We start from the raw sequence: 13,674 nt of genomic DNA, 5'->3' as shown, positions 1-13,674 counted from the left end.
TGACCACCCGGTGCATGGCGTGCAGCGCGACTGGACGCCAACCGGGCGCCACAGTCACACCGTCAACCACGCGAAACCTTCGCTCTGCGACGCAACCACCACCTCCGTGGGAGCCGCGTCAAGCACGCCCGCCAGCGCCGCCTGCGCAAGTTCCGGCAGATTGTTCTGCTGGCTCAGATGCGCCGCGACCAGATGCCGCAAGCGCGAGCGGTCGAGCGACGCCAGGATTTCAGCCGCCGCGTGATTGTTCAGATGCCCGTGATTGCCGCCGATACGCGCCTTCAGCGACGGCGGATAACGACTGCCCGCGAGCATCTGCACGTCATGATTGCATTCGAGCACGAGCGCGTCGCAGCCACTCAGCACCGCGCTGATATGCGGCGTGGACGTACCCACGTCGGTGAGCACGCCAAGCCGGCTCGCGCCGTTCGAGAACACGTATTGGAGCGGTTCGCGGGCGTCGTGCGGAACGGTATAAGGGAGAACGCTGAGCTCTCCGATCGATACCGCCTCGTCGCCCCACAGCACCTGCAGGTCAACATCGGCTTCGTCGGCGCCCACCGCGCGCGCGGTGCCCCAACTCGTGTACAGCGGAATCGACCACTTGCGCGCCAGCGTCAATGCGCTGCCGATGTGATCGCTATGTTCATGCGTAATCAGGATCGCGTCGAGGTGCTCGGCACTCGCGCCGAGCCGCGTCAGACGCCGCTCGACTTCGCGCGCGGAAAAACCGCAATCGAGCAGCACACGCGTGGTGACCGCACCGCTGCGCGCCTCCACCAGCAGCGCATTGCCTTCACTGCCGCTGCCGAGACTTGCGAAGCGCACGACCCGCCTTAGTTCAGTTGCGCGTGCAGCAGCGACACGATGCGCTGCGCGTCCGACGACGTGTCGATCTGCCCATTCGCGTCGACGACCGCGACCTGCGTCACCGCGTCGCCCTTCGCGCGCACGTTGACGAGGAATTCCTGGCCCGGCTTGCGCGTCGAATTGCCGCTGTAGAACAGTTTGCCGAACAGGCCTTCCTTCTTCAGTTCCTGCATCGAATCCGCGTAGCGCACGTAGTAGATGCCTTTCTCGCGATCGCGGTTATCGACCGTAAAGTTGGTGCGATCGAGCGCGAGGCCCACACGCAGCCAGGCACGGTCGAACGACTCCTGCAGATCGAGCGTCGACGCACCCGCGTTCTGCTCGATCGTGGTCGGCGCGGCGGCGGTGCGCGCGTCGGTCAGCAACTGCTTCGATTGTGCTTCAGTCAGGCCGAACTTCTGCATCAGCTTGGCGAGAAACAGCGCCTCGAGCGCCGGATCACGCGGACGCTCTTCCCAGCGCGAAGACGTCTTGTCCTGCCCGGTCATCACCTCTTCCATCGCGCTGTGCGTGATCGAGATATCGGTCGCGCTGTCCGGACCGCGCGATACCAGCGTGCGGAAACTGTCGCGGGTGCCCGACGAATAGGCGAAGTCGATGACCTTGCCGACCGTGCGGCGGAACCAGTCGTCCGGAATGTTCGCGCGGTTTTCCGCCCAGTCGGTCGTCATGATGCCGGTGGCCGGCGCATCAGTCTTCAGCACGAAGCCGTTTTCCTGCCAGAACTCCTGCAGCTGCGGCCAGAGCTGTTCCGGGGAACGGCCGTCGACCACCAGCCAGCGACGGTCGCCGTCGCGCTCGATATGCATGCCGAGCGGATCCTGCGCGTTCGGCTGACCTTCGGTCGCGTTGCCGGCCGCCGTGACAGCGCGCGTCGGCGTGCCACCAAGCGCCAGATTGGCCGGCGGTGCCACATAGCGCTGGTCGTTCGGCGACGTGCTCAGATCGCTCGGCACGGCGAGCGGCGGCGCGCTCGAGGTCGCCTTGTAGTTGACGCGGTCGGAAGCGAACCAGTCGTTCAGCGTGTCACAGCCGGCGAGCGTCGACAGGGCAAGCGCCAGCGCCGCCATGCGGGTTGCGTGGAGGGAAAGTGCGGAACGTTTCATGAGGTCCTTCGTGATGCTGGAACGCGATGCCTCGTTCGATCTGCCGGGAACGTGGGCTGAAGCGACGTCGGTTAATGAAATGCCGGTGGCGGTCTTGCGTGGGCGGCGGGACGGTCGGCCCGTTCAGCCGAGCAGGCCCGCTTCGCGCAGCGCTCCGCGCACCACTTCGTGGTATTGCGCGTCGAGCGGCGTGAGCGGCAGGCGGATGCCGCCCTGCACACGCCCCAGTTGCTGCAGCGCCCACTTCGCCGGAATCGGATTCGCTTCGGCAAACAGGTACTTGTGCAGCGACAGGAGTTTCAGATGAATGTCGCGCGCGGTCTTCACGTCCGCGGCGAGCGCGGCCTTGCACAGTTCGCTCATTGCGCGCGGCGCGACGTTCGCGGTGACCGAAATATTGCCGTGACCGCCGAGCAGCATCAGCGCGATCGCGGTGGGGTCGTCGCCGCTATAGATGCCGAAATGCGCCGGCGCCGACTTGATCAGATGCGCGGCGCGGTCGATGTTGCCCGTGGCCTCCTTCACGCCGACGATGCCCGGCACCTGCGCGCAGCGCAGGATGGTCTCGTTGCTCATGTCGGCGACGGTGCGGCCCGGCACGTTGTACAGAATCACTGGCAGATCGACTGTTTCGGCGATCTTCGCGAAATGGCGGTAGATGCCTTCCTGGGTCGGCTTGTTGTAGTACGGCACGACCTGCAGCGTGGCATCCGCGCCGACGTCCTTCGCGTGTTGCGTGAGTTCGATCGCCTCGGCGGTGGAATTGGCACCCGCGCCCGCGATGACAGGAATGCGTCCAGCGGTGTGCTCGACCGCGGTCTTGACCATCAGCACGTGTTCTTCGACCGACAGCGTGGCCGACTCGCCGCTCGTGCCGACCACGACGAGCGCATTCGTGCCTTCCTCGACGTGCCAGTCGATCAGTTTGCGAAACGCCGGCAGATCGAGGCTGCCGTCTTCGAGCATCGGAGTGATGATGGCAGGAATGCTGCCGCGGATCTGAACGCCGTCCTGGTGACCGCTGTGGTTGCCGTTAGTCATGAAACGCCATGAATATGATCAGGTAAACCGCGATTGTAGCGGATTAGCCAGCCAACTCGTAACAAGGTGGCGCTGTTGCCCGTGCGGGATCATGCGCCCGGGCCGTTTCCCGAACCGCGCAGATGCGCTGAACGTAGGCCGGACGCGGCTCGGCGAGAAATCCGTCCTGAAATGCGATCACCCGCAGGCGGCCCCGCACGGTGTCGAGCAGCTCGCCAGGCGCGAGCAAAAACGCCGGATTGGAGGGTTTGCCGACGCTTTCGTTTCCTTGCGCGAAGGTCTCGTAAACCAGTACGCCGCCGGGCGCGAGCGCGCGCAGCAATTGCGGAAAAAGCGGCCGGTGCAGGTAGTTGGTGACCACGACGGCGGCGAACGCCGCATCGGCCGGTAGTGGCCACGTCGCACCTTCGAGATCGGCCACGAGAGGTGTGACGAGCGGCGCGTCGCGCAGCAGGTCGAGAGCAGCCGCGTCGCGATCGATCGCGGTGACCGGATGGCCGAGCGACGCAAAAAAGCGCGCATGCCGCCCGGCCCCCGACGCGACGTCGAGCACCGCGCCGCCCGGCGCGATCAGGTGCGCCCAGTGACGCACCCAGCGCGACGGTTCACCGAGGCCATGCAAGCCACTGGTAACGGGCGTGCTCATCGCTGCACCGCGGCGCGTCGGGTGCGCATCAGTTGTACGACAGCCCCATCGCCTCACGGACGTCGCGCATCGTTTCGGTCGCGAACCGGCGTGCCTTGTCGCAGCCATCGGCGACGATCGCGCGCAACAGCGACGGGTCGTCCATGTACTTCTGCGCGCGCTCGAGCATCGGCTGCTGCTCGCGCAGAATCCCTTCGACGACCGGCTGCTTGCAATCGAGGCAACCGATGCCTGCCGAGCGACAGCCCTTCTGCACCCACTCGTGGGTCGCTTCGTCGGTATAGACCTGATGCAACTGCCACACCGGGCATTTGTCGGGATCGCCCGGATCGGTGCGGCGCACGCGCGCGGGGTCGGTCGGCATCGTGCGGACCTTCTTCGTGATGGTTTCCGCGTCTTCGCGCAGGCCGATCGTGTTGCCGTACGACTTCGACATCTTCTGGCCGTCGAGACCCGGCATGCGCGACGCCTCGGTCAGCATCGCCTGCGGCTCGACGAGGATGATCTTGCGCGAACCTTCGAGATAGCCGAACAGGCGCTCGCGATCGCTCATCGACAGGCTTTGCGATTCCTGCAGCATCGCCCGCGCGCGTTCGAGCGCTTCGTCGTCGCCTTCCTGCTGATACGCGTTGCGCAACTCGTGATACAGCTTCGAGCGCTTGCCGCCGAGCTTCTTCGCGGCTTCGTTCGCCTTCTCCTCGAAGCCCGGCTCACGGCCGTACAGGTAGTTGAAACGACGTGCGATTTCGCGCGTCATCTCGACGTGCGGCACCTGGTCTTCACCGACCGGCACGAGCGAGCCGCGATACAGCAGAATGTCCGCCGCCATCAGCACCGGATAGCCGAGGAAGCCGTAGGTGGACAGGTCCTTGTCCTTCAGCTTTTCCATCTGCTCCTTGTAGGTCGGCACGCGTTCGAGCCAGCCGAGCGGCGTGCTCATGCCGAGCAGCAGCGCCAGCTCGGCATGCTCGGGCACCTTGCTCTGGATGAACAGCGTCGCCTGCGCCGGATCGATGCCGGAAGCGAGCCAGTCGATCAGCACGTCCCACACGTTCTTTTCGATCACTTCGGGCGTTTCGTAGTGCGTCGTCAGTGCGTGCCAGTCGACCACGCAGAAGAAGCACGGGTATTCGGACTGCAGCCGCACCCAGTTTTTCAGCACGCCATGATAGTGGCCGAGGTGCAGCGACCCGGTGGGCCGCATGCCGGAGAAGATACGGTCTGGGAACATGGTTATTTAGAAAAGCGAAACAAGTGGAGTCAGAATTGCAGTGATCGCGCTATAGCCGAGCGTCACGAGTGGCCTCAACCAGAAACGCGTGAGCGTACCCGTCATCACCAGCGCCATCACGATGAAAAAGCCGTACGGCTCGAGCCGCGACAACGCGATCGATTGCTTCGGCGGCAATAGTGCCATCACCACGCGGCCGCCATCGAGCGGCGGCAGCGGAAACAGGTTCAGCACGCCGAGCACGAGATTGACGCCGACGCCCGCGCCCGCCATGCGCGTGAAAAACGGTTCGTTGACATTGAGCCCCGCGAGCGCAACGCCGAACACGCCCCAGAACAGCGCCTGGATGAAATTGCACACGGGCCCGGCCGCCGCGACCCATAGGCTGCCCCAGCGCGGGTCGCGCAGATTGCCGAACGCGACCGGCACCGGCTTCGCATAGCCGAACACGAACGCGCCGCTCGTCGCGAAGTACAGCAGCAGCGGAATGGCGATCGTGCCGAGCGGATCGATGTGCCGCATCGGGTTCAGCGACACGCGGCCGAGCACGTACGCGGTGTTGTCGCCGAGCCAGCGCGCGACGTAGCCGTGCGCAGCCTCGTGCAGCGTAATCGCGAAGATCACCGGCAGCGCGTACACCGCAATCGTCTGTATCAGGGAAGAATCCATAGCTCACTATTGTAACAATGCGCTCGCGCGTGTCTGTCCGCTTTCGCTCACGACGCTCACACCGTTTCCTCGAGACCGAACGGCGCGAGCGAGCCGCGCCCTGCCCGCACCAGCACCGGCTCCGAGCCGGTCAGATCGATTACGGTGGACGGCTCGCACACGCACGCGCCGCCGTCGATCACCAGATCGAGCTGCTTTTCGAGCCGCGCGCGGATTTCCTCGGGGTCGTTCAGCGGCTCGGTTTCGCCGGGCATGATCAGCGTCGAGCCGAGCAGCGGCTGGCCGAGCTCCTCGAGAATCGCGAGCGTGATCGCGTGATCCGGCACGCGCAGGCCGATCGTCTTGCGCGACGGATGCGACACGCGCCGCGGCACTTCCTTGGTGGCCTGCAGCACGAACACGTACGGACCCGGGGTCACCGACTTAAGCAGCCTGTACTGCCAGTTGTCCACCATAGCAAAATTGGCGAGCTCCGACAGATCACGCACGAGCAGCGACAGTAGTTGCTTTTCGTCGAGTCCGCGGATGCGCCGCAGGCGTTCGACCGCATCCTTGTCGTCGAGACGGCAGGCGAGCGCGTAGGTCGAATCGGTCGGCAAGGCGACCACGCCGCCGCCGTTGATGATCTGCACGGCCTGCTTGACGAGACGCGGTTGCGGATTGTCGGGGTGAAGCCGAAAGTATTGGGACATGGAGACTCACGATGGCTGCAGACTAACTGCGGCGGATGGGCTGCGGCGAGCAGAGCGCGTGCCGCATCCAGCCGGCCCGCGCGCGCCGTGCCGCTCCGGCACGGCGCGCGGTCACAGCCAGCGTTCCCAAACGGGCTTCAGATCGGCGGGTAACGGCGGCAGTGCACCGAGTTCGATGCGGCCTTCGCCAGGCGCATGGAAGTCGGAACCGCGCGAGGCCTCGAAGCCATAGCGACGCGCGACGTCCGCATATTCGCGGTACTGATCGGGCGTATGGCTGCCGGTCACGACCTCGATCGCCTCGCCGCCGAGGTCGATGAATTCGCCAAAGAACGCGTCGAATTCGAGTTGCGAATATGCGTAACGACCGGGATGCGCGACGATCGCGACGCCGCCCGCGGCCTGGATCCAGCCGAGTGCGTCGGCGAGCCTGGCCCAGCGGTGCGCGACGTAAGCCGGCTTGCCGTCGCCGAGATAGCGGTCGAACACTTCCTGGGTGTTTGCGCAGTGGCCGCGCTCGACCAGGAAGCGCGCGAAATGGGTGCGCGACATCATGTCGGGATTCGACACGTAATGCAGCGCGCCCTCGTACGCGTCTGGAATGCCGAGCGTGGCCAGTTGCTCGCCGATTGCTTCGGCGCGCGCGGCGCGGCCGTCGCGCGTGCGGGCGAGACCGTCGATCAGGATCTGGCTGCCCGGATCGATGCCGAGTCCGACGATATGCACGGTGCGCCCCGCCCACGTGACCGAAATCTCGACGCCGCTCAGGTAATCCATGCCGAGAGCCTCGGCCGCGGTGCGCGCCTCGTGCTGGCCGCCCACTTCGTCGTGATCGGTGAGCGCCCACAGCGTCACGCCGTTAGCGTGCGCGCGGCGCGCGACGTCGGCCGGCGCGAACTGGCCGTCGGAAACGGTGGAGTGGCAGTGAAGATCGGCGTTCATCGTGGTCCTGGAAGGGTTCTGCGGTCATTTTACTGCAATGCATTAAGGGGCCGCAGGGGTATCTCGCGACGCCAGTGCCGGTTGCCGGCGTGCCGCGAGGTCAAGACCAGTCAGCGCCGATCCCGCGACCTCCGGGCGACCCACGAGCGCCGTTTCAAACGTAGCTTCAGGCGCGGTGTCAGGCGCAGAACCTCTCGATCAACGCGGCGATCTGCTTCGGCTGGTCGTGATGCACCATGTGCCCCGCGCCGTCGATGATCTTCTCGCGCCAATCGGGAAACGCCTGGAAACGCGCCTTGAATTCGTCGAGCGGAATGTCGCCGGCGATCTGCGCGAGCGTCGGCGAGCCGGCGGCCTCGACGTGCAGCACCTTCGCGCTGACCTTACGCCACACCGCCATCACCTCGTCGAGGCGATACAGCGTCGGGCCGCGGACCTTGTGCGCCGGATCGGCGAGCAGCATGAAGCGCCCTTCGCCATCCGGCTTCGACCAGTGCTGCGCGAGAAACTGCGCACGCCGCGGAACGAGGCGCGGATTGGTTTTCATCAGGCGCGCGGCGACCTCGTCGAGTGACGCGTAGCGCTTGAGTTGCGGTGGATCGCGCAATTCGTCGAGCCAATTGAGCAGGCGCTTCGGCGCCTGCGCCGGATGCGATGGCGCGAGCCCGAAGCCTTCCAGATCGACCACGCGCCGTACCCGCTGCGGCCGCACGCCCGCATATAGGCACACGACGTTCGCGCCCATGCTGTGACCGACGAGGTTCACCTGGCCGTCGGGCGCGTAGTGGTCGATCAGCGCGTCGAGATCGCCGAGATAGTCCTGCACCCAGTAGCTGCCGCCGCCGCGCTCGGCGACCGGCCAGCCGGACAGACCGAAGCCGCGCATGTCGGGCGCGATCACCTGCCAGTCGCCACCGAGCGCATCGACGACGAACTGGAACGACGCGCCGACGTCCATCCAGCCGTGCAGCATGAACAGTATCCGCGCATCGGGATGGCCCCAGCGCCGCACGTGCAGCCGGACGCCGCGCGCGGCAACGAACTCAGAGCGGGATGTATTCATGAACGGCGCACCCGTAAAAAAAGAATGGTCGTTCGATTATAGGAACAGCGGCGCAAGAAGTGGTAACGGTTCATCGACGCGATGCTCGGTCGTCCGTTGCCTGCATGGCTTGCTGCGCATCCTGACTCGCGAGCGCGGCGAGTTCGGCATCGTCGAAACCAGCGTCGCGGCGCGCTTCGAAATTGAACGGGCCACGCAGTTTCGGCGCGTGATACTGGTCGGCGAGACGCAGATAGGTGGAGTGCGGATCGAGGCCGTCCGCGGCGCACAGGTGACGGAACCAGCGGTTGCCGATCAGCACGTGGCCGATTTCATCGCGCAGGATCACGTCGAGAATCGCCGCCGACGCGTGATCGCCGGCCTGCTGCAGACGCGCGCGGATCGGCGGCGACGCGTCGAGGCCGCGCGCTTCGAGCGTACGCGGCACGAGCGCCATGCGCGCGAGCACGTCGCCACGGGTGCGCTCGCACATGTCCCAAAGGCCGCCGTGCGCAGGGAAGTCGCCGTACGCGTGGCCATATTCGGCGAGACGCGCGGCGAGCAGCGAGTAGTGATACGCCTCTTCGGCGGCGACCTTGAGCCAGTCGGTATAGAACCCGGCGGGCATGCCGGGGAAACGCCAGACGGCGTCGAGCGCCAGATTGATCGCATTGAACTCGATGTGCGCGAGCGCGTGGAGCAGCACCGCGCGACCCTGCGGCGACTGCATGCTGCGTCGACCGAGTTGGCGCGGTTCGACCAGTTCGGGCCGTTCGGGGCGGCCCGGCAGGCCAGCGGGCTCGGCGAGATCGAGGCCGGAGTCACAGAGCGCGCGACCGTCGAGTACCGCAGCGTACAGCTCGCGGGCCGCCGCGGCCTTCGCGGCCGGATCCCGCTCGCGCAACGCGGCGAGCGCGGCGCGGCGCGCGCACGGCGGCTCGTCGTGAGAATTCGATGCGCGAGAAGCGACAGAAACGGGCGAAGCGGCGGACGTCATGACAAACGGATCGGCGATGGAAGCGGTAAAGACGGCGGACAGACGGCGGCTGAGCCGCGCGCGAGCGGCCAAGCGGCTCAAGCACACAACCGTTTACAATACCCGATTCGACCAACCGGCGCGCTTTCGGGCACGCCCGTCAGTTGGCGACGCAAGACCGCCAACCTCGCACCGCGCCGGGTGCACGCCGCCCTGCCCGTGCGTGGCAACCGATCAGACCATCACCGTGCACAGGATCGGAGTCACCGAAGGCCCGGCTCTGACCAACAAGGAGACATTGTGACGATTTACAAGCTGGGCGAAGCCGCCCCGATCATTCATGAAAGCGTGTTCGTCGCGGATTCGGCGAACATCATCGGCAACGTAACGCTCGAGGAGAACGCGAGCGTGTGGTTCGGCGCGACACTGCGCGGCGACAACGAGCCGATCACGATCGGCGCCGGCAGCAACGTGCAGGAAAGCGCGGTGCTGCACACCGACCCCGGCTATCCGCTGACGGTCGAGTCGAACGTGACGATCGGCCATCAGGCGATGCTGCACGGCTGCACGATCAAGGAAGGCGCGTTGATCGGAATTCAGGCGGTGGTCTTGAATGGCGCGGTGATCGGCCGCAACTGTCTGGTCGGAGCGGGTGCCATCGTCACCGAGGGCAAGGTGTTTCCCGACAATACGCTGATCCTCGGCGCGCCCGCGAAGGCGGTACGCGAACTGACGCAAGCGGATATCGCCAACATGCAGCGCGGCGCGGCAAGCTATGCCGGGCGCCGCGAGTATTTCAAGGCGCAGCTCGTACGCATCGGCTAGACGGCCGGCGCGCGGTGCGCAAAGGCGCGGCGTCATGCCGCGTCATTCCAGCGAGGAAAAGTTGTGAACGACCAGTTGCAAAAATTCATGTTCAGCGCGGCGCCGGTGCGCGGCGAGATCGTTTCCCTGCGCAATACCTGGCAGGACGTGCTGACGCGCCGCGATTATCCGGCGCCCGTGCGAACGATTCTGGGCGAAATGATGGCCGCGTGCGCGCTGCTGTCGGCGAACCTGAAGTTCGACGGCACGCTCGTCATGCAGATTTTCGGCGATGGCCCGGTCAAGATGCTGGTCGTGCAGTGCAGCTCGAACCTGACGATGCGCGCCACCGCGAAGCTGTCCGGCGAAGCCGCCCATACGATCGACGACACGACCTCGCTCATCGATCTGGTGAACGCGAGCGGCTACGGCCGCTGCGTGATCACGCTCGACCCGACCGCCAAGCAGCCCGGCCAGCAGCCGTACCAGAGTATCGTGCCGCTGTCGGGCGTGGACGGAGCGCTGAAGTCGATCGCCGAGGTGCTCGAGCACTATATGCATCACTCCGAGCAGCTCGACACGCGCATGTGGCTCGCGGCGAACACCGAGCGCGCGGTCGGCATGCTGCTGCAGAAACTGCCGGGCGACGGCGGCATCGTCCCGCATCCGGGCGAGCTCGACGCGGATACGTGGGAACGCGTGTGCACGCTCGGCGGCACGCTGTCGCACGACGAGCTGCTGAAGGAAGAACCTGAGACGGTGTTCCGACGCCTGTTCTGGCAGGAAAACGTCCAGCATTTCGAGCCGGTTACCGCGCGCTTCGAATGCACGTGCTCGCGCGAAAAAGTCGGCGCGATGCTGAAGATGCTTGGCCGCGATGAAGTCGACAGCGTGATCGAGGAACGCGGCCACGTCGAGATTCACTGCGACTTTTGTAATCAGCGCTACGAGTTCGACCCGGTCGACGTCGCGCAACTTTTCGTGGCCGGCGGACTCTCACAGGGTGTGACGCCGGCGGCCGCGCAGCGGCACTAGACCGCGCTTTCGCCGAAGCGGAGTACGTGCCCGTGAACTGATCGTGCTCTTCAACGCAAGTCCTGAGCGCGCCGCCCCATGCCTCGTCACGGCTCGGGCGGCGCGTTGCTTTTGAGCGCGGCGTTGATACTTTGGAAGGATGCGGCGCTGCACGTTGGAAGACGCTTGCTCGAGCCTCGGACCGATGGAGATTCGACCATGAAGCAAACGCTTTCGTTGATCCTTGCCGTCCTCACGGGCAGCGCGGTGCTGGCCGGCTGCTCGATCGATCCGCCTGGCCCAGCGCCGATTCTGAGCCGCCTGCCGCCCGATCAGGCCGAAGCCATCAGTCATGCGCAGACGCTGACACCGGAGGAACGCGCGCGCTATGACGCGATCGAGCAACAGGTCATGTTCGAACAGAATCAGACGATGGCCGCGGACGCCGCCGCGCAAGCCTGGTCGCGCTATTACTCGCGTTCGCCGCCCGTGAGGTTTTCCGCGGGCTTCTCGAGCGGCGGTTGGGGACGTGGCTGGGGAACCGGCATCGGCGTCGGGTTCGGGCCGTATTGGGGCTGGTAGGGCGAACACGGCAGCATAAAAACAAAAAAGCGCGGTTCAAGATGAACCGCGCTTTTTTTGCGCCTTCCTGCGAGGCCGATGCGAAATATCGAACCTCAGTGCACCCGCTTCTTCTCCTTCGCAGCCGCTGCCTTCCCGCCATGCTTGCGACCCGGCTTCGCGCGCGACTCCGGATTCGGCACCACATGCAGCGGCGCGGCCGACACCTCACCGCGCGTCGAGGTGTTCGCCGACGGCGTATTCGCCAACGGCAACGGCTGGTTCGGCGACACGAACTGCACGAACACTTCGCCGTCCTTGACCATGCCCATTTCGTAGCGCGCCCGCTCTTCGACCGCGGCCGTGCCATTCTGCAGGTCTTGCACTTCGCCCTGGATGCGCTCGTTGCGCAGCTTCGCGTCGGCATTCTTCTGCAGTTGCTGCGCGAGTTGTCCCTGCAACTCATGCACGCGCAGCCAGCCGCCGTGCCCCCACCAGAGCGGGTACTGGATCAACGCCAGCAGAACGATCAGGACAGCAGTGACAAGCCGCATGAAGTAAGCACAATAAATACGCGCCGCCCTGCGCTATACGCAGGGCGGCGAGGTCAATCAGAAACGAAGGATAACCGGCTCATCGATCGGCGTGAACAATCTGGCGAAGACCGCTTAGCGCAGATTGTAGAAGGCCGACTTGCCCGGGTAGCTCGCGATATCGCCGAGATCTTCCTCGATACGCAGCAGCTGGTTGTACTTCGAGATGCGGTCGGAACGCGACAGCGAACCTGTCTTGATCTGGCCGGCGTTCAGACCGACGGCGATGTCGGCGATCGTCGAGTCTTCAGTTTCGCCCGAACGGTGCGAAATCACCGCCGTGTAGCCCGCGCGCTTGGCCATTTCGATTGCCGCGAAGGTTTCCGTCAGCGTGCCGATCTGGTTGATCTTGATCAGGATCGAGTTCGCGATGCCCTTCTCGATGCCTTCCTTCAGGATGCGCGTGTTCGTCACGAACAGGTCGTCGCCGACCAGTTGGACCTTGTTGCCGAGCTTGTCGGTCAGCGTCTTCCAGCCTTCCCAGTCGCCCTCGTGCATGCCGTCTTCGATCGACACGATCGGGAACTTGTCGGCGAGGTTCGCGAGGTAGTCCGCGAATTCCGTCGACGACAACTGCAGGCCTTCGCCCGCGAGCTGGTACTTGCCGTCGTGGTAGAACTCGCTGGCCGCGCAGTCGAGCGCGAGCAGCACGTCTTCACCGGCGCGGTAGCCTGCTTTCTCGATGGCTTGCAAAATAGTGGACAGGCATTCCTCGTTGCTGCCGAAGTTCGGTGCGAAGCCGCCTTCGTCGCCGACTGCCGTGCTCATGCCGCGGTCCGACAGGATCTTCTTCAGCGCGTGGAACACTTCGGCGCCGCAGCGCAGTGCTTCGCGGAAGCTCGGCTGGCTGACCGGCACGATCATGAATTCCTGGATGTCCAGGCTGTTGTTCGCATGCGCGCCGCCGTTGACGATGTTCATCATCGGCACCGGCAGTTGCATGGCGCCCGAGCCGCCGAAGTAGCGGTACAGCGGCAGACCGGCCTCCTCAGCCGCGGCCTTCGCGACGGCCATCGACACGGCCAGCATCGCGTTCGCGCCGAGGCGCGACTTGTTGTCGGTGCCGTCGAGCTCGAGCAGCGTCTTGTCGAGGAACGCCTGCTCGGAAGCGTCGAGACCCATGATCGCTTCGGAGATTTCCGTGTTGATGTGCTCGACGGCCTTCAGCACACCCTTGCCGCCGTAGCGGCCGGCTTCGCCGTCGCGCAGTTCGATCGCTTCGCGCGAGCCGGTCGACGCGCCCGACGGCACGGCCGCGCGCCCCATCGTGCCCGACTCGAGCAGCACGTCGCATTCGACGGTGGGGTTGCCTCGCGAATCGAGAATCTCTCGACCGATGATGTCTACGATAGCACTCATGGTTTCCTCAAAGGATGACGTTGAATTCTTTACTGTGACCTTGCATCGCGTGCCTGCCGGTCTCCCCGACAGACAGCTCGCGCGCCGATACGTTCGACGACCATTATGCGAAAACGCCGCGGGTCGAT

15 protein-coding genes are annotated in these 13,674 nt (G+C 65.2%); 3 read left to right on the top strand and 12 right to left on the bottom strand.

The window, feature by feature from the left end:
* Positions 1–54: 54 nt before the first annotated feature.
* From HDG37_RS15140 to HDG37_RS15095, 10 genes are all read right to left on the bottom strand, one after another.
* A complete protein-coding gene (locus HDG37_RS15140; RefSeq protein ID WP_184048912.1) occupies positions 55–828 on the bottom strand; it encodes an MBL fold metallo-hydrolase in 774 nt (257 codons plus the stop codon).
* 8 nt (positions 829–836) lie between these two features.
* Positions 837–1,976 carry an outer membrane protein assembly factor BamC gene (gene bamC / locus HDG37_RS15135; protein WP_184048909.1) on the bottom strand — a complete coding sequence of 380 codons (1,140 nt, stop codon included), beginning with the start codon at positions 1,974–1,976 and terminating at the stop codon, positions 837–839.
* 123 nt (positions 1,977–2,099) lie between these two features.
* Complete coding sequence (dapA, locus tag HDG37_RS15130; RefSeq protein ID WP_184004131.1) at positions 2,100–3,017, bottom strand: 4-hydroxy-tetrahydrodipicolinate synthase; 918 nt, start codon at positions 3,015–3,017, stop codon at positions 2,100–2,102.
* 43 nt (positions 3,018–3,060) lie between these two features.
* Positions 3,061–3,663, bottom strand: a complete 603-nt coding sequence (locus HDG37_RS15125) for a bifunctional 2-polyprenyl-6-hydroxyphenol methylase/3-demethylubiquinol 3-O-methyltransferase UbiG (protein ID WP_184048907.1) — start codon at positions 3,661–3,663, stop codon at positions 3,061–3,063.
* 28 nt (positions 3,664–3,691) lie between these two features.
* The gene (locus HDG37_RS15120; protein ID WP_090800748.1) at positions 3,692–4,894 is read right to left on the bottom strand and encodes a tryptophan--tRNA ligase; all 1,203 of its coding nucleotides are present in this window, start codon (positions 4,892–4,894) and stop codon (positions 3,692–3,694) included.
* A 6-nt stretch (positions 4,895–4,900) separates the two neighbouring features.
* A complete protein-coding gene (locus tag HDG37_RS15115) occupies positions 4,901–5,563 on the bottom strand; it encodes a site-2 protease family protein (protein WP_184048905.1) in 663 nt (220 codons plus the stop codon).
* Positions 5,564–5,619: 56 nt separating this feature from the next.
* Positions 5,620–6,255: an L-threonylcarbamoyladenylate synthase gene (locus HDG37_RS15110; RefSeq protein ID WP_184048903.1), complete on the bottom strand. Its 636-nt coding sequence runs from the start codon at positions 6,253–6,255 to the stop codon at positions 5,620–5,622.
* 111 nt (positions 6,256–6,366) lie between these two features.
* Positions 6,367–7,197 (bottom strand): 3',5'-nucleoside bisphosphate phosphatase, encoded by an 831-nt coding sequence (locus HDG37_RS15105; RefSeq protein WP_184048902.1) that lies wholly within the window; start codon positions 7,195–7,197, stop codon positions 6,367–6,369.
* A 178-nt stretch (positions 7,198–7,375) separates the two neighbouring features.
* Positions 7,376–8,260: an alpha/beta fold hydrolase gene (locus tag HDG37_RS15100; protein WP_184048900.1), complete on the bottom strand. Its 885-nt coding sequence runs from the start codon at positions 8,258–8,260 to the stop codon at positions 7,376–7,378.
* Between the two features lie 70 nt (positions 8,261–8,330).
* Complete coding sequence (locus tag HDG37_RS15095; RefSeq protein ID WP_184048898.1) at positions 8,331–9,236, bottom strand: ferritin-like domain-containing protein; 906 nt, start codon at positions 9,234–9,236, stop codon at positions 8,331–8,333.
* Positions 9,237–9,515: 279 nt separating this feature from the next.
* Between HDG37_RS15095 and HDG37_RS15090 the strand changes: the two genes are divergently transcribed.
* The 3 genes from HDG37_RS15090 (at position 9,516) to HDG37_RS15080 (ending at position 11,615) form a co-directional block, all read left to right on the top strand.
* Positions 9,516–10,040, top strand: coding sequence for a gamma carbonic anhydrase family protein (locus HDG37_RS15090; RefSeq protein WP_184048896.1), 525 nt, complete (start codon positions 9,516–9,518; stop codon positions 10,038–10,040).
* Positions 10,041–10,103: 63 nt separating this feature from the next.
* Positions 10,104–11,054: an Hsp33 family molecular chaperone HslO gene (gene hslO, locus HDG37_RS15085; protein WP_184048894.1), complete on the top strand. Its 951-nt coding sequence runs from the start codon at positions 10,104–10,106 to the stop codon at positions 11,052–11,054.
* Between the two features lie 198 nt (positions 11,055–11,252).
* Positions 11,253–11,615, top strand: a complete 363-nt coding sequence (locus HDG37_RS15080) for a hypothetical protein (protein WP_184048892.1) — start codon at positions 11,253–11,255, stop codon at positions 11,613–11,615.
* 95 nt (positions 11,616–11,710) lie between these two features.
* Here the strand turns inward: HDG37_RS15080 and ftsB are convergent, their stop codons facing one another.
* Positions 11,711–12,148: a cell division protein FtsB gene (gene ftsB / locus HDG37_RS15075; RefSeq protein WP_184048882.1), complete on the bottom strand. Its 438-nt coding sequence runs from the start codon at positions 12,146–12,148 to the stop codon at positions 11,711–11,713.
* 114 nt (positions 12,149–12,262) lie between these two features.
* Positions 12,263–13,546, bottom strand: coding sequence for a phosphopyruvate hydratase (gene eno / locus HDG37_RS15070; RefSeq protein WP_018417543.1), 1,284 nt, complete (start codon positions 13,544–13,546; stop codon positions 12,263–12,265).
* Positions 13,547–13,674: the final 128 nt, after the last annotated feature.

This window comes from Paraburkholderia sp. MM5384-R2, assembly GCF_014201025.1.
Classification (GTDB): Bacteria; Pseudomonadota; Gammaproteobacteria; order Burkholderiales; family Burkholderiaceae; genus Paraburkholderia; species Paraburkholderia tuberum.
This window is presented reverse-complemented; position numbering and strand designations above follow the sequence as displayed.